This window comes from Citrobacter sp. R56, assembly GCF_016811995.1.
Lineage (GTDB): Bacteria > Pseudomonadota > Gammaproteobacteria > Enterobacterales > Enterobacteriaceae > Citrobacter_D > Citrobacter_D enshiensis.
Window position 1 is genome coordinate 684,862 of the sequence record NZ_CP069159.1, and the last position, 18,000, is coordinate 702,861.

Below are 18,000 nucleotides of genomic sequence, written 5' to 3' on the forward strand. Positions count from 1 at the left end.
TAACGAAGATAAGTCACGCCTAATGGCGAATCCTCATTTACGGCAAGGGAATACTTATGTACTTACTGCGAAATCTCTCTATTCGTGTTGTCATGCTGACAATATTGGGCCTTTTTTGTCTGCTCTGGTCGGGCGTCGGTGTATTTAGTATCCATGCCTTATCTAACGTCACGCAAGGGAACGAAGTTGACCGACATCTGGTGCGCCAGATGACGGTTCTTAGCCAGGGCAACGATCAGTATTTCCGCTTTGTTACCCGTCTGAGTCGCGCAATGGACGTGAAAATCGGCGGCGGCATCCCCGATTTCGCCCCTGCACAGCAATCCCTTGATAATATGCGTAAAAAGCTCGAGGAAATGAAAAGGCTGTCGCCGGGTCCAATGGATCAGGAGGTGGCTGCTGCGGTGCTGGCGAGTTGGCAGGGCTTGCTGGACAAGGGGATTATGCCGCAAATGCAACTGGCAACGCAGGGTTCTCAGGCGGCATGGCGCGAGCAGGCAACGACCGTGACGCCCGCCTTAAGCCGTACGTTTGGTGCCAGTGTAGAGCGTTTTAACCACGAAGCCGGGACCCAACTGGATCACACCCGTGTCATGGTGGATGGTCAAACATCGGTTATCCGCACGATGATCATCACCGCCGCGATTCTGGGTATCGCAATCCTCCTCTTTACTGACCGTTATCTTGTGGTGCTGCTGATGAAGCCGCTGGCGCATATCCGTCAGCAGTTTCGCCAGATTGCGCAGGGCGATCTCAGCCAGCCGATTGAAGATCTGGGGCGTAACTGTGTGGGGCAACTGATGCCTTTGCTCCGTGCAATGCAGGACAGTCTGCGTGAAGCGGTGAGCACGATTCGCTCAGGCAGTGACAATATCTGGCGCGGCGCGACGGAGATCTCAAGCGGAAACAACGATCTCTCTTCCCGTACAGAGGAACAGGCTGCCGCACTGGAAGAGACGGCTGCCAGCATGGAACAACTTACCGCAACGGTAAAACTGAATGCAGATAACGCGCGCCAGGCCAGCCAACTTGCAGATATTGCATCGGCCACCGCCGAAAAAGGCGGTGCGCTGGTGTCGGAAGTGGTTGATACCATGGACGGTATTTCTGCAAGTTCAAAGCAGATTGCCGAAATCACTACCGTTATCAACAGCATCGCCTTCCAGACCAATATCCTGGCGCTGAATGCCGCCGTTGAAGCCGCCAGAGCGGGCGAGCAAGGTCGCGGATTTGCGGTTGTCGCAGGCGAAGTGCGCAATCTGGCCAGCCGCAGTGCGGGCGCCGCGAAAGAGATCGAAACGTTGATTGCTGAATCAGCGCATCGTGTCGGGCAGGGAGCGCAGCTGGTGAAAGATACCGGCTCGACCATGGAGGCCATTCTGCGGGGCGTCACGGAAGTTACTACCATCATGAAGCAAATTGCATCGGCCTCCGAGGAGCAGAGCAAAGGCATCTCTCAGGTGGGGGTGGCGATCACCCAGATGGACAGCGTGACCCAACAAAACGCCGCGCTCGTGGAGCAGATCTCCGCGGCCGCGTCAGCGCTGGAACGCCAGACCGAGGAGTTGCAGCACTCAGTACAACGGTTCCGCCTCTCTCATAGCGAACCGCAGACTCAGCCGGGAAAAAACACCTCCGGCCCAGCCCAAACCGGGGCTTCTGCTTCTGGTTTAACCGATGAGTGGGTTGCCTTTTAATTAGGGTAAAAAGTACGTAATACCGCTGGCCTTTGTTTAAAAAATCGCTATATAATTTATTATATAGCGATTGGAGGCGGTATGAAAAATCATTTTGGCAAAGGTTTGATGGCTGGGTTAAACGCATCACACGCTGACAGCGCATGTAATGTGGCGAATTTTTGTGCCGATTATAAACGTGGTTTCGTATTAGGTTTTTCGCATCGAATGTTTGAAAAAACAGGCGATCGCCAACTTAGCGCCTGGGAGGCGGGAATTCTGACTCGCCGTTATGGACTGGATAAAGAGATGGTGATGGACTTCTTTAGAGAGAATCAGTCGAATACTACAATTCGATTTTTCATGGCCGGTTATCGACTCGAAGCTTGATCCAAAAGGGGTATTCTCTTGGTTTAATTAATTACACTATTGTCTTACACCTTCGTTTTATTGTCCCGTCGCAGTATCATAATATACATAACCATAAAGAAAGTGTGGTAAATGGCGCACCGATCGCAGTATGGTTTTTGCGATGGGTGCAAAATAGAGCCAGGTCTTTGCAACGGAATAACAATATAATGACTGGAGATAATACTCTCACCAATTCTCACGGCGTTAACCGTCGTGATTTCATGAAGCTTTGTGCAGCACTAGCCGCTACGATGGGGCTCAGTAGCAAAGCCGCCGCAGAAATGGCCGAGTCGGTTACCCGTCCTCAGCGTCCACCGGTTATCTGGATTGGCGCTCAGGAATGTACGGGTTGTACTGAATCCCTGCTGCGAGCAACTCACCCAACGGTAGAAAACCTTGTTCTGGAGACCATCTCTCTTGAATATCATGAGGTTCTTTCCGCCGCCTTCGGCCATCAGGTCGAGGAGAACAAACACAATGCTCTGGAGAAATACAAAGGGCAGTATGTGTTGGTTGTCGATGGTTCTATCCCATTAAAAGATAACGGTATTTACTGCATGGTTGCCGGTGAGCCTATTGTGGATCATATCCGCAGAGCGGCTGAAGGCGCGGCGGCGATTATCGCTATCGGCTCCTGTGCTGCATGGGGCGGCGTGGCTGCTGCGGGCGTGAACCCAACGGGTGCCGTCGGTTTGCAGGAAGTACTGCCAGGCAAAACCATCATCAATATCCCAGGCTGTCCGCCTAACCCGCACAACTTCCTTGCGACAGTTGCGCACATCATTACGTATGGCAAACCACCGAAACTGGATGCGAAAAATCGTCCTACCTTTGCCTATGGTCGCTTGATTCACGAACATTGCGAACGCCGCCCGCACTTTGATGCCGGTCGTTTTGCGAAAGAGTTTGGTGATGAAGGCCACCGTGAAGGCTGGTGCCTCTACCATCTGGGCTGTAAAGGGCCAGAAACCTACGGTAACTGCTCCACACTGCAGTTCTGTGATGTCGGCGGTGTGTGGCCAGTCGCGATTGGACACCCTTGCTACGGCTGTAACGAAGAAGGCATTGGTTTCAACAAAGGTATCCACCAGCTCGCTCATGTGGAAAATCAAACTCCGCGCTCAGAAAAACCTGACGTGAACATGAAAGAGGGCGGCAACGTTTCTGCTGGCGCTATCGGGTTGCTTGGCGGTGTTGCTGGGCTGGTTGCCGGTGTCAGCGTGATGGCGGTACGTGAACTGGGGCGTCAGCAAAAGAAAGATGACGCTGACTCACGGGGAGAATAACCGTGAACAGACGTAACTTTATTAAAGCAGCCTCCAGCGGGGCATTGCTGTTAGGCGCCGCGCCGTCTGTCAGCTATGCAGCTGCCGAAAATCGCCCGCCGATCCCAGGATCGCTGGGGATGTTGTATGACTCGACGCTGTGCGTAGGCTGTCAGGCCTGCGTGACCAAGTGTCAGGATATCAACTTCCCGGCGCGTAACCCTGAAGGGGAACAGACCTGGTCCAATAACGACAAACTGTCTCCATACACCAATAACGTTATTCAGGTGTGGCGTAGTGGCGATGGCGTCAACAAGGACCAGGAAGAGAACGGCTACGCGTACATTAAAAAACAATGTATGCACTGCGTCGATCCCAACTGTGTCTCTGTTTGTCCGGTATCTGCACTCAAAAAAGATCCCAAAACCGGCATCGTTCATTACGACAAAGATGTGTGTACCGGTTGTCGTTACTGCATGGTTGCCTGTCCTTACAACGTGCCGAAATACGACTACAACAACCCGTTTGGTGCACTGCATAAATGTGAACTGTGTAACCAGAAAGGTGTTGAGCGTCTTGATAAAGGCGGTTTGCCAGGCTGCGTCGAAGTTTGTCCGGCCGGGGCGGTCATTTTTGGTACGCGTGAAGAGCTGATGGCGGAAGCGAAAAAACGTCTGGCACTGAAACCAGGCAGCGACTACCACTATCCACGCCAAACGTTGAAATCGGACGATACCTATCTGCAGACGGTACCGAAGTACCACCCGCATCTGTACGGTGAAAAAGAGGGCGGTGGTACACAGGTGCTGGTGTTGACGGGGGTTCCTTATGAGAATCTGGACCTTCCGCAGCTGGCCGATCTTTCAACAGGCGCACGTTCCGAACATGTTCAACACACCCTGTATAAAGGCATGATGCTACCACTGGCCGTGCTGGCGGGCTTAACCGTGCTGGTTCGTCGTAACACCAAAAACGACCATCACGACGGAGGAGACGATCATGAGTCATGATCCTAAACCGCTGGGCGGAAAAATAGTCAGTAAACCGGTCATTATTTTTGGGCCGCTTATCATCCTCTGCATGATCCTCATCGTGAAACGTCTGGTATTCGGATTGGGGTCTGTCTCCGATCTGAACGGCGGTTTCCCGTGGGGCGTGTGGATCGCGTTTGACCTGTTGATCGGCACCGGTTTCGCCTGTGGCGGCTGGGCGCTGGCGTGGGCGGTGTATGTCTTTAATAAAGGGGAATATCACCCGCTGGTACGTCCTGCATTGCTGGCGAGCCTGTTCGGTTATTCCCTCGGTGGTCTGTCGATCACTATCGACGTAGGCCGATACTGGAACCTGCCGTATTTCTACATTCCGGGCCACTTTAATGTGAACTCGGTACTGTTCGAAACGGCGGTCTGTATGACCATCTATATCGGCATCATGGCGCTGGAATTTGCCCCAGCCTTGTTTGAACGTCTGGGGTGGAAAGTGTCCCTCAAGCGTCTGAACAAAGTGATGTTCTTTATCATTGCCCTCGGCGCGCTGCTGCCGACTATGCACCAGTCTTCAATGGGTTCATTGATGATTTCTGCGGGTAATAAGGTCCATCCGCTATGGCAAGCCTATGAAATGTTGCCGCTGTTCTCGGTATTGACCGCCTTTATCATGGGCTTCTCGATCGTGATTTTTGAAGGTTCGCTGGTACAAAGCGGTCTGAAAGGGAACGGTCCGGACGAGAAAAGTTTGTTCATTAAGCTAACGAACACGATCAGCGTCCTGCTGGCGATCTTCGTGGTTCTGCGCTTTGGTGAACTTATCTATCGGGACAAACTGTCGTATGCGTTTGCAGGCGACTTCTACTCAGCCATGTTCTGGCTTGAGGTTGTTCTGATGGTCTTCCCGCTGGTGGTACTGCGCATCGCGAAACTGCGTAACGACTCACGTATGTTGTACCTGTCCGCGCTGAGCGCGTTGTTAGGTTGTGCAACATGGCGTCTGTCCTACTCGCTGGTGGCATTCAATCCAGGCGGCGGCTACCACTACTTCCCGACCTGGGAAGAACTGTTGATTTCTATTGGTTTTGTGGCTATTGAGATTTGCGCATATATCGTACTCATTCGTCTACTGCCGATACTTCCTCCTTTAAAGCAAAACGATCAAAATCGTCATGAGGCGAGCAAAGCATGAGCCAGAGAATTACTATTGATCCGGTAACCCGTATTGAGGGGCATTTACGCATCGACTGCGAAATCGAAAATGGCGTGGTATCAAAAGCATGGGCATCCGGCACCATGTGGCGCGGCATGGAAGAGATCGTGAAAAACCGCGATCCGCGCGATGCGTGGATGATTGTGCAGCGTATTTGTGGTGTTTGCACCACGACTCACGCTATCTCTTCTGTGCGTGCAGCAGAAAGCGCGCTGAATATTGATGTTCCCGTGAACGCACAGTACATCCGTAACATCATTCTGGCAGCGCACACCACGCATGACCATATCGTGCACTTCTATCAGCTGTCTGCGCTGGACTGGGTGGACATCACCTCCGCACTGAAAGCCGATCCGGCGAAAGCCTCGGCGATGCTGAACGGCGTGTCGACCTGGCACCTGAACAGCGCGGAAGAGTTCACCAAGGTTCAGAACAAGATTAAAGATCTGGTTGCCAGCGGTCAGTTAGGCATTTTCGCTAACGGTTGCTGGGGTCACCCGGCGATGCAACTGCCGCCGGAAGTGAACCTGATTGCGGTGGCGCACTACCTGCAGGCGCTGGAATGCCAGCGTGATGCAAACCGCGTCGTGGCACTGCTGGGCGGTAAAACACCGCACATTCAGAACCTGGCGGTCGGTGGGGTAGCGAACCCTATCAATCTGGACGGTCTGGGCGTGCTGAACCTTGAACGCCTGATGTACATTAAGTCCTTCATCGATAAGCTGAGCGACTTTGTTGAGCAGGTTTACAAGGTGGATACCGCGGTTATTGCGGCGTTCTATCCTGAGTGGCTGGAACGCGGTCAGGGTGCGGTGAACTACCTGAGCGCGCCGGAATTCCCGACTGACGGTAAAAACGGAAGCTTCCTGTTCCCTGGTGGTTACATCACGGATGCGAACCTGTCTACCTATCGTCCGATCACCTCTCACTCCGACGAATACCTGATCAAAGGGATTCAGGAAAGTGCGAAACACGCGTGGTACAAAGACGAAGCGCCGCAGGCACCGTGGGAAGGCACAACGGTTCCGGATTACACCGGCTGGTCAGATGACGGCAAATACTCCTGGGTTAAAGCGCCAACCTTCTACGGCAAGACTGTCGAAGTGGGTCCGCTGGCCAACATGCTGTGTAAACTGGCGGCGAAACGTGAGTCTACTCATGCCAAGCTGAATGAAATCATTGCGATTTACACCAAGCTGACCGGTAAAACGATCGAAGTGGCGCAACTGCATTCGACGCTGGGCCGTATTATTGGTCGTACTGTTCACTGCTGTGAACTGCAGAATGTCTTGCAGGATCAGTATAACGCGCTGATCGTGAACATCGGCAAAGGCGACCACACGACCTTCGTGAAACCGAATATTCCGGCAACTGGCGAATTCAAAGGTGTCGGCTTCCTGGAAGCGCCACGCGGTATGCTTTCTCACTGGATGGTGATCAAAGACGGCATTATCAGCAACTACCAGGCGGTTGTACCGTCAACCTGGAACTCTGGCCCACGTAACTTTAATGACGAAGTGGGACCGTATGAGCGCTCTCTGGTAGGGACGCCGATCGCCGATCCGAACAAACCGCTGGAAGTGGTGCGTACCATTCACTCCTTCGACCCTTGTATGTCATGTGCGGTGCATGTGGTGGACGTTGACGGGAACGAAGTCGTCTCAGTTAAGGTTCTGTAATGCGGATATTAGTCTTAGGGGTCGGCAATATTTTGCTGACCGATGAAGCCATCGGAGTACGTATCGTTGAAGCGTTAGAGCAGCGATATGTGCTGCCGGATTTCGTTGAGATCCTCGATGGCGGCACGGCGGGAATGGAGCTTCTCGGCGATATGGCGAACAGAGATCACCTGATCATTGCTGACGCCATTGTGTCGAGAAAAAACACACCGGGAACCATGATGATCCTGCGGGATGAAGAGATTCCGGCACTGTTTACCAACAAGATCTCCCCGCATCAGCTTGGGCTGGCCGACGTTTTGTCGGCCCTTCGCTTCACCGACGAATTTCCGAAGAAACTGACCCTGGTGGGGGTTATCCCGGAATCGCTGGAACCGCATATTGGCTTAACGCCGACAGTGGAAGCGATGATTGAACCTGCTTTAGAGCAGGTTCTTGCCGCGCTGCGCGAATCAGGTGTTGAAGCTATCCCACGGGAGGCGGCGCATGTCTGAGGAGTTTTTAGGGTTCCAGACTCCCCCGAAGGCGCAGGTTCAGGCCGCGTTTGAAGAGATTGCGCAGCGTTCGATGCACGATCTCGCTTTTCTGCATCCGAATATGCCGGTGTACGTCTCTGATTTTACGCTATTTGAAGGTCAATGGACGGGGTGTGTTATCACCCCGTGGATGTTGAGTGCGCTGATTTTCCCTGGACCGGAACAACTCTGGCCGCAGCGTAAAGTCAGTGAAAAACTGGGGCTTCGTCTGCCCTACGGCACAATGACCTTTACCGTTGGCGAACTGGATGGCGTTTCACAGTATCTCTCCTGTTCGCTGATGTCGCCGCTTAATCACAGCATGTCGGCTGAAGAAGGGGTCCGCCTGGCGGATGACTGTGCGCGGATGCTGCTGTCGCTGCCGGTTAGCAATCCTGACGCGCCACAGCTAAATCGTCGTGCGCTGCTGCTGGGCCGTAGGAACTGCGAAAATGCATGAGTTGTCTCTGTGCCAGAGCGCCGTTGAGATCATCGTGCAGCAGGCAGAACAACATGATGTAAAGCGGGTCACCGGCGTGTGGCTGGAGATCGGGGCGCTCTCTTGCGTTGAAGAGAGCGCTGTGCGTTTCAGTTTCGATATCGTTTGCCAGGGTACGGTTGCGCAGGGATGTGAGCTTCACATCGACTACAAACCGGCTCAGGCCTGGTGTTGGGATTGTAGTCAGGCGGTTGAAATCTTGCAGCATGACGCGCAGTGTCCGCTTTGCCATGGCGATCGTCTGCGTGTTGAAACTGGCGATACGTTGAAAGTAAAAAGTATTGAAGTTGAATAACCCGTTGTACATTCCAGGTGGTTAACTATGTGTATTGGAGTTCCGGGTCAGGTGCTGGCCGTCGGTGAAGATATTCACCAGCTTGCGCAGGTTGAAGTGTGCGGCATCAAGCGTGATGTCAACATTGCGCTGATATGTGAAGGCGATACTGCTGAGCTGGTCGGGCAGTGGGTACTGGTGCATGTGGGATTTGCGATGAGTATCATCGACGAAGAGGAAGCCAAAGCCACATTAGATGCACTGCGCCGTATGGAGTATGACGTCACCAGCGCCTGATAACCCCTGATGACAATCTGTTAAGTGCCCTTACATCGCTGTATACTTAATTATACATCGATAGTGAGGACACTCCCATGCTTAAATCCTTACGCCAGCTTTCCTTGCTGGCGTTGCTTTTTTCCCTGCCATTATTGGCTCAGGCCGACCGAACATTTACCGATCAACTTGACCGCCAGGTGACCGTTCCGGACTCCGTGGATCGCGTGGTCGTGCTTCAGCATCAGACACTCAACCTGCTGGTACAGATGAATGCCACCGACAAAATTGTTGGCGTGATGGCGAACTGGAAACAACAGCTTGGCGACGGTTACGCGCGCCTGGCTCCGGAACTGACTACGAAAGCCACCCTTGGCGATTTAACTCATGTGGACGCCGAAATGCTGGTGGCTCTGCACCCCCAGGTCGTGTTCGTCACAAACTACGCGCCACAGGAGATGATCGACAAGATAAGCCACCTCGGTATTCCGGTGGTGGCTATTTCTTTGCGTCATGATACCGCCGGTGAACAGGCCAAAATGAATCCGACGATGGCGGATGAAGAACAGGCTTACGATCGGGGTCTGCGCGAAGGTATTACGCTTATCGGCGATATCGTCAACAAACCGGAAGAGGCAAAAGCGCTGATTGCAGCAACGGATCAGGGGCGCAAGAGAGTGAGCGATCGTTTGCAGGCTATTCCTGAAAATCAGCGTGTTCGCGCCTATATGGCGAACCCGGATCTGACCACCTACGGTTCCGGTAAATATACCGGGCTGATGATGGCGCATGCGGGGGCGCTGAATGTAGCGGCTGCCACGATTAAAGGTTTCAAACCGGTGGCCATGGAACAGGTGATCGCCTGGAACCCGCAGGTGATCTTCGTGCAGGATCGCTATCCGAAAGTGGTCGACGGGATCCTGCAAAGCCCGCAGTGGCAGGTGATTGATGCGGTGAAAAATCACCGCGTATACCTGATGCCAGACTATGCCAAAGCCTGGGGCTACCCGATGCCGGAAGCGATGGGCATCGGTGAATTGTGGATGGCGAAAAAGCTCTATCCACAGAAGTTTCAGGATATTGATATGCGTAACGTCGCCAATGACTGGTATCAGCGTTTTTATCGTACCGATTATCAGGGTGTTGACTGATGCACATACTGGCTGCCGGGAGTTTACGCGCGGTCTGGCGACCTCTAATTGCGTGTTTTCAGGCGCAAGAAAGACAGGATATTTCCTGTGATTATGGTCCAGCGGGGTTGCTGCGCGAACGGATTGAAGCAGGGGAGCCGTGCGACTTTTTTGCCTCGGCAAACCTGGCGCATCCGCAAGCGCTGTTGGACGCCGGGCGCGCGCTGTTTGTCGCGCCATTCACCACCAATCGCCTGTGTCTTTGCGTACGGGAAGATCTCGTGCGTGCCGGTGATGACTGGCTGGCGCTGTTAACCCGTCCGACGCTGCGGATTGGGACATCAACAGCAGGTTGCGATCCGTCCGGTGATTATACCCAGCAGCTTTTCTCACGAATGGGGGAGGCAGGAGAACGTGTGCGAGAGCGCGCAGTGGCGTTGATCGGCGGTAGGGAAACATTAGCCATTCCGGCGGGCAGGTTGGCTGCGGAGTGGTTAATCAACAACGACTACACCGATGTCTTCATCGGCTACGCCAGCTATGCGCCCAGATTGCGTGAGGTTGCTACGCTAAAAATTCTGGCGATACCGGAGCCGTATAATCCGGTTGTCCAGTACGCTTTTGCGTGTTTGAGTGAACGGGGTAAGCCGTTTTCAGACTTTCTGCTTTCACCACAAGCGGGGGCGATCCTCAGGCAACATGGGTTTAGGTAAACAGGGACAAACGTGTAAGCCTGATAAGCAAAGCGCCATCAGGCAATCATGCCGGACAGCGGCGTAAACGTCTTGTCCGGCATCCAGGTTTAGCTCTGGCGCTTATCTTCGGTCTGGGTGTCGAAGTCGCTGGCGTCATGACGTTCATGCAGTTGCTCGTCCAGCGGTCCGTGAGTGCGGTTTACAATCCGCCCGCGCTTAACAGCCGGACGCTCTGCTATCTCTTTCGCCCAGCGCTGGACGTTTTGATAACTGCCCGCATCGAGGAACTCTGCCGCGTCGTAAACGTTACCTAACACGACGTTACCGAACCACGGCCAGATTGCCATATCGGCAATGGTGTACTCATCTCCCGCGACATACTGGTTATGCGCTAACTGCTTATCCAGCACATCCAGCAGACGTTTAGCTTCCATGGTGAAGCGATTGATGGCGTACTCAATTTTCACCGGCGCATAGTGGTAAAAATGGCCGAAACCACCGCCGAGGAACGGTGCTGCGCCCTGGAGCCAGAACAGCCAGTTCAGGGTTTCCGTGCGTTTTTCCAGGTCCTGCGGCAGGAAATAGCCAAACTTTTCCGCCAGATAAAGCAGGATAGAACCCGATTCGAACACGCGACACGGCGGGGTCAGCGAATGATCGCGCAACGCCGGGATCTTCGAGTTTGGATTGACCTCAACAAAGCCGCTGGAAAACTGATCGCCTTCGCCAATGCGGATGAGCCAGGCGTCGTATTCCGCTCCGGTTACACCCTGCGCCAGCAACTCTTCCAGCAGGATTGTCACTTTCTGACCGTTAGGCGTTCCCTGAGAGTAGAGCTGCAGAGGATGCTTGCCGACAGGCAGCGTTTTTTCATGGGTTGGGCCAGAGACTGGACGATTGATATTGGCGAACGCGCCGCCGTTGGATTTTTCCCACGTCCAGACTTTCGCGGGCTGATAAGTGTTATCGGACATGTTGACCTGCCTTCTGAGGGGGTTGTGTTGAAGCAGTGTAGCAGTTCAGTACGTCCGCATTTAACAGATTGGGACATTAAGATAGCCACCCATTGTGAATTTTTCGCCTCTGAACGCCATCCGCTTCGTTGAGGTGTATGATAAGTCGACCTCTGTCCGGTTAGTGTCGCAGAGCAGGCAATCAGAGCGAAAAATTCACGCCAGGCTGCTCAGGCTGTATTGTTTTGAGGTAAGGTGCATGAGCAAAGGAACGACCAGTCAGGATGCCCCTTTCGGGACATTATTGGGCTACGCCCCCGGTGGTGTGGCGATCTACTCTTCAGATTACAGCTCCCTCGACCCACGGGACTACGACGATGATGCTGCTTTTCGTAGCTACATTGACGACGAATATATGGGCCACAAATGGCAGTGCGTCGAGTTCGCCCGCCGTTTTCTCTTTCTTAATTATGGTGTTGTGTTCACTGATGTTGGAATGGCGTGGGAAATCTTCTCGCTGCGCTTCCTGCGTGAAGTGGTGAATGACAACATCCTGCCGTTACAAGCTTTTCCTAATGGTTCTCCCCGGGCACCCGTCGCGGGCGCGTTACTGATCTGGCAAAAAGGCGGTGAGTTCAACGACACTGGCCATGTGGCGATCATCACCCAGCTACTGGGCACCAAAGTCCGCATTGCGGAACAGAACGTGATCCACACACCGCTTCCCCCGGGTCAGCAGTGGACCCGTGAACTGGAGATGGTGGTAGAGAACGGCTGTTATACCCTTCGCGACACCTTTGATGACACCACCATTCTGGGCTGGATGATCCAGACGGATGATACGCGCCACAGCCTGCCGCAGCCTGAGATCGCCAACGACGCGTTGAAGATCCGCGGCGCACGGCTGGAAGACACCGGGCAGTTTGACGGTAAATGGCTCAATGAACAGGATCCGCTGCAGAAAGCGTATGTGCAGGCGAACGGTCATGTGATCAATCAGGATCCGCATCAGTATTTCACTATTACCGAAAGCGCAGAGCAGGAGCTGATCAAAGCGACCAATGAGTTACATTTGATGTACCTGCATGCGACCGACAAAGTGCTGAAAGATGACAGCCTGCTGGCGCTGTTTGATATCCCGAAAATCCTCTGGCCGCGTTTGCGGCTCTCCTGGCAACGCCGTCGCCACCATATGATCACCGGTCGTATGGATTTTTGTATGGATGAACGCGGGCTGAAGGTATATGAATACAACGCTGATTCCGCGTCGTGTCATACCGAGGCAGGCTTGATCCTCGAAAGATGGGCGGAGCAGGGCTATAAAGGGACGGGGCATAATCCGGCGGAGGGGTTGATCAACGAACTGGCGGGCGCCTGGAAACACAGCCATGCGCGTCCTTTCGTGCATATCATGCAGGATAAGGATATTGAGGAGAACTATCATGCGCAGTTTATGCAGCAGGCGCTGCATCAGGCGGGGTTTGAAAGCAAGATCCTGCGCGGTCTGGATGAACTGCGTTGGGATGATGCCGGTCAGTTGATTGATGGCGAGGGTCGGCTGGTGAACTGCGTCTGGAAAACCTGGGCGTGGGAAACGGCCATTGAACAGGTGCGTGAGGTCAGCGAAACAGAATACGCGGCGGTACCGATTCGTACCGGGCACACCCACCAGGAAGTCCGTCTGATCGATGTGCTGCTCCGCCCGGAAGTTTTAGTCTTCGAGCCGTTATGGACAATGATCCCCGGCAACAAAGCTATCCTGCCGATTCTGTGGCAGCTGTTCCCCCATCATCGCTATCTTCTTGATACGGACTTCACCGTTAACGATGAACTGGTGCAGACAGGATATGCGGTGAAGCCGATCGCGGGCCGCTGTGGCAGCAACATCGATTTGGTCAGTCATCAGGAGGAGCTACTGGATAAAACCAGCGGCAAATTTGCAGAGCAGAAGAACATTTATCAGCAGCTTTGGTGTCTGCCAAATGTGGCGGGTAAGTACATTCAGGTCTGTACGTTCACCGTTGGCGGCAACTACGGCGGCACTTGCCTGCGTGGTGACGAATCACTGGTGATTAAGAAAGAGAGTGATATAGAACCTTTGATAGTTGTGAAGGCGTAGCCTCTTGTTTTGAAGAGAAATCAGCGGTGGTTGTCTGCCGCCGCTGATTCATTAAGGTCATTTCATTCTCAAAACGCTAAAAACGACCTCCAGGCAGGCATGCTGGTGCGACAATCCCGGTGTCGGAGTTGCATCTCCCTTGAAATATATGAATTTAGTGTTGAATGGCGATATATTTAACTGAAATTATATGCCGACTTTCATTGGTTCACTGACTTCTGTGCGATGGGGCGCAATTTGTTTCAATTTTTCTGTTGTTTTATGTAAGGCAATACTACTTTCAGATTGTTTTCGCATCACATGCTGTGTTATTTCTGAGCAGAAAATTAAAATTGTGATATTATTCCCACCATGAAAAGTGACTGGCAACGATACACAGTTGCAGAATTCAATATGCAATGAGATGAGTTAATAAGACGTTCTCATACTGTTACGCCCCATATCAAAAAATATTCATATTAAATAAAATAACGCCTGGCAGTAGTGGGTTTGTTTTTAATTTTGGATTAGTCAAATATATTTAATTTTGTTAAGTGATATTGTTTGTCAGATATAAATAATATTACATACAAAATAACATCACTCTCTATTTATTAACAGTCAACAGACAGGTATTAGCAATGCATTTCATTAAACTGGTTGCCGCTTTTTTATTTGTTTTTTCTGGTAGTGTATTTGCAGCCGATTTTACGGTGACTCCAGCAGTGATTAAAACGACTAAGATTTATCAGAGCGGTGCCGCTACCCATATGCAAAGCGCTTCTCGTCATATGGCGACTGTCGAACAGGGTGGTGTAAATAACCGGGTCTCGATTACTCAGGCGAATGCAGGGAATACAGCAGATATAAAGCAAAATGGTAATAATAATAGCCTGTCGATCTCCCAAAATGGTGGATATGATATGGCTGATGTGCAACAGGATATCACGACCTCTAACAGCGATATTACCATTAACCAGGGGACTATGGATTTAGGTACGGATTCTCGTGATGCAAGAACGGTTCACGTTCAGCAACTCGGCGCGACAGGGAGTTCAGTGAATATTACTCAAAATGCTGCGGCTTCAGCATATGTTAGCCAAAGCGGTTCACAAAATAGTGTCAGTATTGTGCAACGCTGATCAGCGTATTTTTTCTGCCCTGTATGAAGTGATTCTGACCATTTATAAAAAGTGGGATACAATCTTGCTGCACTAAAGTGCTACCTGTTCAGAAGGGAAGTGGTAATGCTTCCCTTCTCCAGCCGTTGTTGCTCCTACATCATAACAATCTGACGTTTTGCACACGGGCTGGGTATGAGTTGGTTGATCCTGCTTGCCCCATTTTTCTTTTTCACTTACGCTCAGGTCAGCGTAAAGAAGAAGAATATTTAAAAGGGTGACTATGAGAATTATAACTATCGTTTTTTTGCTGCTTTCATTTCCTGCTATGGCTAAAGATCAAATACTTACACTTTCGGAATTGCAAACTATATACGGTAAATTAAATATCTCGACTTTTCGAAGTTCTTTAATGCCAAAGAGAACGAAAGATATGGTCTATTTAAGTCAGGCAGGGCTTCCTGCTCCTGAATATTTTAGTAATGGATTCTCGATAGAGAATAAAGACTGGAGCTATACATTTAGCGTCATAGAGAAAAAAGACAAGAACAGAGACGGCGTTATCGACTACACAATCTGTTTCTCGGATAAATCGAAAACAGGAACATATCATTCAGTCCAGCCAATGTTGATTTCACCATTAGGCATCGACGGTCAATTCATCGCTCTGTCATTCACCGTAGATGGATGTTGACTTCAGGAAGTGAGCGGGTCTCGCGCGTTGCGCTGGCTATTCGTTTCAGTCTGGCATGATCGCATTTTAACACTCGGGTTTGCAGCCAAATCCGATAACACAGGTATACAATCGCCAGGGGACAAGGGACAGGGAGCAATGTAAAGGTTAAGTCGCTCGGAGGGGGAATACTGCCAGATTAGAATCCGTTAGCGTAACCACAGCGTGTTTGGTTGAGTGCTTATCACCTGTGGACTCCGGAGTTTTATAAATATGTGATGCGTGTATATAAACCGATGTTTTATTTTATTTGGTTATGTGTTTTATTTGTTTCAGGCGGTAACACTCCGCCTCTGGGATTCTGTTGCTGCCACGACTTACGGGACCTGGGACATGGCTCCCGACAGATGGTCAACTCTGACCGGAAAACGTATAACTGGAGACAAACGTGAAAAAATTATTTTGTACGGCATTATTGCTGTTGAGCAGCTCCTGCTTTGCACAAGGTACTGATGTTAAAGCGGTGACTGACGCGGTTGAAAATATGCGTCTTGCCATGCTCAGCGCTGAAAAAGCCAGTCTGGAAAAAGTGGGCCTGCCTTCTCTGAGCTATGGTCACTCAAGCGGAAGAATTGAAAATAACGCCGAGTTTGTTGATGCGATTGTGACAGGGAAATCTAAATTTGAGACGCTGAACCTTAACGACCAGACTGTTCAGGTTGATGGGGATGTTGCCATTGTCCGCCATATTCTGGAGGCAAAAACCCATGACAGTGGTAAACCGGCGGGTGAAGTTAAAATCGGCGTGATGCTGGTCATGAAAAAAGACAGCGCCGGAGAATGGAAGTTGCTAGCCCGTCAGGCGTATAAGTTACCTCAGTAATATTCAGGAATCTGGTGCATCAAATGATGGATGTACCAGAATTTGCAATACAGGCGCTGTAACCTCAGGGCACCATGAAACCAGGAAGGAGTTTCAGCCGCTTACACAGTGTCTTCTTGCTTCTGGAACCAAAGGTATGCGCGATAACGCGTTTCAGACGCGACTCCCGTGCGTACCACCACCATCGCAAACACTTTTTGCCGCCGACAAACGATCACATCTCGTCCACTTCGTAAACCAGCTAAATTTACAGATTATCCAGAGGCAGAGTAGCAGCGCCTGTAGTCAGCAAGACCAAAAATCTACCGGAACCCTGAAAAGCAAAAAACCAGCCCGTAGGCTGGTTCTTCTAAATAGTGGTGCCCGGACTCGGAATCGAACCAAGGACACGGGGATTTTCAATCCCCTGCTCTACCGACTGAGCTATCCGGGCAACGGGGCGCATTAAAACCGATCCGCCTCGTTTCGTCAACGAAATTTCTTCAAATTAACGCAGACTGCACAATCTATCACCACTTTGCTGTTATTGCACACATCTTCAGGAAAAAAACGCTGTCCAGGCGGCAGAGATCGGCATTGCCAGCAGCAGGGCAGGCAGCATATTCACCACGGCAAACATCTTAATTCCGCAGATACGTAAACCGGTCGCCAGCAGGAGCAGTCCGCCCACTGCGCTAAAATCCGCCATCATCGCGGGGGTGGTGAGTGGCAGGAGCAACACAGCGCTGGCGGCCAGCATTAACTGGATAACGAGCATTGGCGCAGAGATGGCGGAAACTGCGATCCCCAACGAGCAGGCAAAAATCATCGCGGTAAAGAAATCGAGAAAGGACTTGGCGATTAAAATGCTCGGATCGCCCGTCATTCCCTCATGCATCGAGCCGAAAATACCGGTGCCGCTTGCGCAAAAGAGCACAATGATAGCCACGTAATTCTGGATAAAAGTGTCGTGGACGGCCGTTTTTCCTGGTTTCTTAAACAGTTGCTGCGCCTTTGCGACTGCTGAATTGATGCCTCTTTCCAGAAAACAGATTTCACCAATCAGCGCGCCAATAAGGGTCGCCAAAACCATCACGGGCAGGTTGGCGCACTTGATGACCAGTAAAATACCGATTCCCAGTGAGGCCAGACCGAATATCGAGGTCATTGAGACGCGAAGACGTTCCGGTAAACGCTGGCTGAGAAGTGAACCGATCACACCGCCAATCAACACAGCGCTGGCGTTAATAAAAGGACCAATTACCATATTAGCTCCCATAACTATACTGACAGATTGCATTATTATGCTCTGATAATCGCGTTTAATGGCAGTTTCTTAGCAAAGTGAATGCATACGGATTTTATCTTGCAGCCCCTGGGGAAAGGTGCCATGATTGCGCGAATTTTCTCCTGTCTGAATGGGGTTGCCTGGGATGATTGTATTCCCCTCACATCACCTTCAACATCGCCATCTCGCGCGAAGCTTGCCCTTTCCTGTGACCTCCCGACATTCGCTCGCCATGCGGTGAGGGAAGCGTACGCTCACTGCAGGACAACAGTAAAATCAGATAATGTCTGCTTTTACTGATGTCTGGCGGTCGGAGCTGGTGACCAGTTTGACCCGACAAATCGTTCGGCAAGGCCATTGTGCTTTGTCCGGGGCTTTTACACTCC

At 51.6% G+C, this 18,000-nt stretch carries 19 protein-coding genes and 1 tRNA gene; 16 read left to right on the top strand and 4 right to left on the bottom strand.

What is annotated here, in order from left to right; translation table 11 throughout:
* The first annotated feature begins 56 nt into the window (after window positions 1-56).
* From JM656_RS03275 to JM656_RS03330, 12 genes are all read left to right on the top strand, one after another.
* Window positions 57-1,697 (top strand): methyl-accepting chemotaxis protein, encoded by a 1,641-nt coding sequence (locus tag JM656_RS03275; protein WP_203359986.1) that lies wholly within the window; start codon window positions 57-59, stop codon window positions 1,695-1,697.
* Window positions 1,698-1,778: 81 nt separating this feature from the next.
* Window positions 1,779-2,066: a DUF2623 family protein gene (locus tag JM656_RS03280; RefSeq protein WP_203359987.1), complete on the top strand. Its 288-nt coding sequence runs from the start codon at window positions 1,779-1,781 to the stop codon at window positions 2,064-2,066.
* Window positions 2,067-2,254: 188 nt separating this feature from the next.
* Complete coding sequence (gene hybO, locus JM656_RS03285; protein WP_203359988.1) at window positions 2,255-3,373, top strand: hydrogenase 2 small subunit; 1,119 nt, start codon at window positions 2,255-2,257, stop codon at window positions 3,371-3,373.
* Window positions 3,374-3,375: 2 nt separating this feature from the next.
* On the top strand, window positions 3,376-4,362 hold the full coding sequence (hybA, locus tag JM656_RS03290) for a hydrogenase 2 operon protein HybA (protein WP_203359989.1): 987 nt from the start codon (window positions 3,376-3,378) through the stop codon (window positions 4,360-4,362).
* Complete coding sequence (gene hybB / locus JM656_RS03295; protein WP_203359990.1) at window positions 4,352-5,530, top strand: Ni/Fe-hydrogenase cytochrome b subunit; 1,179 nt, start codon at window positions 4,352-4,354, stop codon at window positions 5,528-5,530. Before hybA ends, hybB begins: the two co-directional genes overlap by 11 nt.
* Window positions 5,527-7,230: a hydrogenase 2 large subunit gene (gene hybC / locus JM656_RS03300; protein WP_203359991.1), complete on the top strand. Its 1,704-nt coding sequence runs from the start codon at window positions 5,527-5,529 to the stop codon at window positions 7,228-7,230. Before hybB ends, hybC begins: the two co-directional genes overlap by 4 nt.
* On the top strand, window positions 7,230-7,724 hold the full coding sequence (locus JM656_RS03305; RefSeq protein WP_203359992.1) for a HyaD/HybD family hydrogenase maturation endopeptidase: 495 nt from the start codon (window positions 7,230-7,232) through the stop codon (window positions 7,722-7,724). Before hybC ends, JM656_RS03305 begins: the two co-directional genes overlap by 1 nt.
* Window positions 7,717-8,205 (top strand): hydrogenase-2 assembly chaperone, encoded by a 489-nt coding sequence (gene hybE / locus JM656_RS03310; RefSeq protein WP_203359993.1) that lies wholly within the window; start codon window positions 7,717-7,719, stop codon window positions 8,203-8,205. Before JM656_RS03305 ends, hybE begins: the two co-directional genes overlap by 8 nt.
* Entirely contained in the window at window positions 8,198-8,539 is a 342-nt protein-coding gene (hypA, locus tag JM656_RS03315) for a hydrogenase maturation nickel metallochaperone HypA (protein ID WP_203359994.1), read from the top strand. Before hybE ends, hypA begins: the two co-directional genes overlap by 8 nt.
* Before the next feature lie 27 nt (window positions 8,540-8,566).
* Window positions 8,567-8,815, top strand: a complete 249-nt coding sequence (gene hybG, locus JM656_RS03320) for a hydrogenase maturation factor HybG (protein WP_192613473.1) — start codon at window positions 8,567-8,569, stop codon at window positions 8,813-8,815.
* A 77-nt stretch (window positions 8,816-8,892) separates the two neighbouring features.
* Window positions 8,893-9,945, top strand: coding sequence for an ABC transporter substrate-binding protein (locus JM656_RS03325; RefSeq protein WP_203359995.1), 1,053 nt, complete (start codon window positions 8,893-8,895; stop codon window positions 9,943-9,945).
* Window positions 9,945-10,637 carry a molybdate ABC transporter substrate-binding protein gene (locus JM656_RS03330; RefSeq protein ID WP_203359996.1) on the top strand — a complete coding sequence of 231 codons (693 nt, stop codon included), beginning with the start codon at window positions 9,945-9,947 and terminating at the stop codon, window positions 10,635-10,637. Before JM656_RS03325 ends, JM656_RS03330 begins: the two co-directional genes overlap by 1 nt.
* Before the next feature lie 89 nt (window positions 10,638-10,726).
* On the opposite strand, the gene yghU is transcribed toward JM656_RS03330, so the two are convergent.
* Window positions 10,727-11,593: a glutathione-dependent disulfide-bond oxidoreductase gene (gene yghU, locus JM656_RS03335; RefSeq protein ID WP_203359997.1), complete on the bottom strand. Its 867-nt coding sequence runs from the start codon at window positions 11,591-11,593 to the stop codon at window positions 10,727-10,729.
* Window positions 11,594-11,831: 238 nt separating this feature from the next.
* On the opposite strand from yghU, the gene gss reads away from it, so the two are divergent.
* The 4 genes from gss (at window position 11,832) to JM656_RS03355 (ending at window position 16,347) form a co-directional block, all read left to right on the top strand.
* A complete protein-coding gene (gene gss, locus JM656_RS03340) occupies window positions 11,832-13,691 on the top strand; it encodes a bifunctional glutathionylspermidine amidase/synthase (RefSeq protein WP_203359998.1) in 1,860 nt (619 codons plus the stop codon).
* 620 nt (window positions 13,692-14,311) lie between these two features.
* On the top strand, window positions 14,312-14,812 hold the full coding sequence (locus JM656_RS03345; protein ID WP_203359999.1) for a hypothetical protein: 501 nt from the start codon (window positions 14,312-14,314) through the stop codon (window positions 14,810-14,812).
* A 262-nt stretch (window positions 14,813-15,074) separates the two neighbouring features.
* Window positions 15,075-15,485: a hypothetical protein gene (locus JM656_RS03350; RefSeq protein ID WP_203360000.1), complete on the top strand. Its 411-nt coding sequence runs from the start codon at window positions 15,075-15,077 to the stop codon at window positions 15,483-15,485.
* Window positions 15,486-15,912: 427 nt separating this feature from the next.
* A complete protein-coding gene (locus tag JM656_RS03355; RefSeq protein ID WP_203360001.1) occupies window positions 15,913-16,347 on the top strand; it encodes a nuclear transport factor 2 family protein in 435 nt (144 codons plus the stop codon).
* A gap of 64 nt (window positions 16,348-16,411) precedes the next feature.
* Here JM656_RS03355 and JM656_RS22475 read toward each other — a convergent pair whose 3' ends face one another.
* The 3 genes from JM656_RS22475 to JM656_RS03370 all read right to left on the bottom strand — a co-directional run bounded on the left by JM656_RS22475 (window position 16,412) and on the right by JM656_RS03370 (window position 17,593).
* The gene (locus JM656_RS22475; RefSeq protein WP_203360002.1) at window positions 16,412-16,537 is read right to left on the bottom strand and encodes an IS1 family transposase; all 126 of its coding nucleotides are present in this window, start codon (window positions 16,535-16,537) and stop codon (window positions 16,412-16,414) included.
* Window positions 16,538-16,704: 167 nt separating this feature from the next.
* A tRNA-Phe gene (locus JM656_RS03365) sits at window positions 16,705-16,780 on the bottom strand.
* 105 nt (window positions 16,781-16,885) lie between these two features.
* On the bottom strand, window positions 16,886-17,593 hold the full coding sequence (locus JM656_RS03370) for a DUF554 domain-containing protein (RefSeq protein ID WP_203360003.1): 708 nt from the start codon (window positions 17,591-17,593) through the stop codon (window positions 16,886-16,888).
* Between the last annotated feature and the right edge of the window lie 407 nt (window positions 17,594-18,000).

What these genes read in the sequence shown, in the direction of transcription:
- JM656_RS03280 (WP_203359987.1), top strand. Translation starts at nt 1,779, where the DNA reads ATGAAAAATCATTTTGGCAAAGGTTTGATGGCTGGGTTAAACGCATCA.
- JM656_RS03325 (WP_203359995.1), top strand. Translation starts at nt 8,893, where the DNA reads ATGCTTAAATCCTTACGCCAGCTTTCCTTGCTGGCGTTGCTTTTTTCC.
- gss (WP_203359998.1), top strand. Translation starts at nt 11,832, where the DNA reads ATGAGCAAAGGAACGACCAGTCAGGATGCCCCTTTCGGGACATTATTG.
- JM656_RS03275 (WP_203359986.1), top strand. Translation starts at nt 57, where the DNA reads ATGTACTTACTGCGAAATCTCTCTATTCGTGTTGTCATGCTGACAATA.
- JM656_RS03330 (WP_203359996.1), top strand. Translation starts at nt 9,945, where the DNA reads ATGCACATACTGGCTGCCGGGAGTTTACGCGCGGTCTGGCGACCTCTA.
- hybG (WP_192613473.1), top strand. Translation starts at nt 8,567, where the DNA reads ATGTGTATTGGAGTTCCGGGTCAGGTGCTGGCCGTCGGTGAAGATATT.
- hypA (WP_203359994.1), top strand. Translation starts at nt 8,198, where the DNA reads ATGCATGAGTTGTCTCTGTGCCAGAGCGCCGTTGAGATCATCGTGCAG.
- hybB (WP_203359990.1), top strand. Translation starts at nt 4,352, where the DNA reads ATGAGTCATGATCCTAAACCGCTGGGCGGAAAAATAGTCAGTAAACCG.
- JM656_RS03305 (WP_203359992.1), top strand. Translation starts at nt 7,230, where the DNA reads ATGCGGATATTAGTCTTAGGGGTCGGCAATATTTTGCTGACCGATGAA.
- JM656_RS03345 (WP_203359999.1), top strand. Translation starts at nt 14,312, where the DNA reads ATGCATTTCATTAAACTGGTTGCCGCTTTTTTATTTGTTTTTTCTGGT.
- yghU (WP_203359997.1), bottom strand. Translation starts at nt 11,593, where the DNA reads ATGTCCGATAACACTTATCAGCCCGCGAAAGTCTGGACGTGGGAAAAA.
- JM656_RS03370 (WP_203360003.1), bottom strand. Translation starts at nt 17,593, where the DNA reads ATGGTAATTGGTCCTTTTATTAACGCCAGCGCTGTGTTGATTGGCGGT.
- hybC (WP_203359991.1), top strand. Translation starts at nt 5,527, where the DNA reads ATGAGCCAGAGAATTACTATTGATCCGGTAACCCGTATTGAGGGGCAT.
- hybE (WP_203359993.1), top strand. Translation starts at nt 7,717, where the DNA reads ATGTCTGAGGAGTTTTTAGGGTTCCAGACTCCCCCGAAGGCGCAGGTT.
- JM656_RS03350 (WP_203360000.1), top strand. Translation starts at nt 15,075, where the DNA reads ATGAGAATTATAACTATCGTTTTTTTGCTGCTTTCATTTCCTGCTATG.
- hybO (WP_203359988.1), top strand. Translation starts at nt 2,255, where the DNA reads ATGACTGGAGATAATACTCTCACCAATTCTCACGGCGTTAACCGTCGT.